The organism is Actinomyces sp. MRS3W, from assembly GCF_032465695.1.
GTDB lineage: Bacteria > Actinomycetota > Actinomycetes > Actinomycetales > Actinomycetaceae > Actinomyces.
Genome location: NZ_JAWDJJ010000349.1, coordinates 1 through 1,328, shown reverse-complemented (window position 1 = coordinate 1,328; position 1,328 = coordinate 1). Strand labels below are relative to the sequence as shown.

The 1,328-nt window shown below is 66.6% G+C and carries 1 protein-coding gene; it reads right to left on the bottom strand.

Annotation, left to right across the window (positions count from 1 at the left end; translation table 11 throughout):
* The coding region (locus RWX45_RS13070; protein WP_316024153.1) for a cytochrome ubiquinol oxidase subunit I at nt 1-745 on the bottom strand (745 nt) is incomplete at its 3' end.
* Between the last annotated feature and the right edge of the window lie 583 nt (nt 746-1,328).

Here is a 1,328-nt window from a genome sequence, read left to right as displayed (position 1 = left end):
CGATCATGGTGATGGCCCCGAAGCGGGTCAGGCGCCGCCAGAGCTGCCGAGCCTCGAAATCCTGTCCGGCGCGGGTCGCTTTGATCATCCACCAGGCGGAGACGCCCAGGATGATGGTGCCGGCCAGCAGGAAGGCGGAGGCGAGGACGTGGATGATCGTGGTCCACAAGATCTCGTTGCCGAGCACCGCGAAGAACCCGCCGATGCCGTCGAGCTCGGCCCGGCCGGTGTCCGGATTGACGACGGCGCCCACCGGATGCTGCATCCAGGAGTTGGCGGCGAGGATGAAGAAGGCGGACAGGTTCGTACCCAGCGCCACCATCCAGATGCACAGGTTGTGCAGCCAGGGGGACAGGCGGTCCCGGCCGAAGATCCACAGCCCGAGGAACGTCGACTCCATGAAGAAGGCCAACAGCGCCTCGAAGGCGAGCGGCGCCCCGAAGATATTGCCGACGAAGCGGGAGTACTCCGACCAGTTCATGCCGAACTGGAACTCTTGGACGATGCCGGTGGCCACGCCCAGGGCGAAGTTGATGAGCAGGATGTTGCCGAAGAACCTGGTGGCCACGTTCCACTGCTCGTTGCCGGTGCGCAGGTAACGGGTCTCCATGAGTGCGACGAGCGGTGACAGGCCGATCGTCAGCGGCACCAGGATGAAGTGGTAGACGGTGGTGATGCCGAACTGCCATCGGGCCAGGTCGAGGGAGTCGAGCGCCATCGGGACCGCCAACGTTGCCAGGCTCATCTGCGCCGCCTTTCGCGAGGAACCACGGGAAATATAAGAAGGCCCTTAAAAGAGCCCGTGAAGGAATAGGCTCAGTATAGGTGCCGGGTGACGGCGTGTCGTGAAAACGGTGCGACTCGTTATCGGGCGTGGGGTGCGACGACGGCGTCCGCTGTTGGCGTGATGGGAGCGTCACGGGGCAAGATCGACGTCGGAGGGCTACACGTGTGGGATACTCGCTTTGGCACCGGCCGCCCCGTACCGGCAACCGGTGTCCGAACCTCGGCCGAGACCGCCCGGAAGACTTGCGCCGCCTTGAGCGCCGCCGCACTTCCGCAACGTGCGAGTTCCGCCGCAGGCCGGCGCCGCAAGGCGCACACGTAGGCTTTTCGCTCCCCGGCGGGGAGCACGACCGCGCCACGGCGCCGCGGGTACGGCGGAGCTGTAGCGCCCGAAAGTGCAGATAGACCCATGTCCCCTTCGTCATCGCGCTCAGCGGACCCCTCCACCCCCGACTCCAAGGACACCGTTCCCCAGGCGCGCCCTCGCCGTCACCGCCGGGTCACGGCCGCCGTCACCGCTCCCGAAGCCGCCCCTGCCCAGC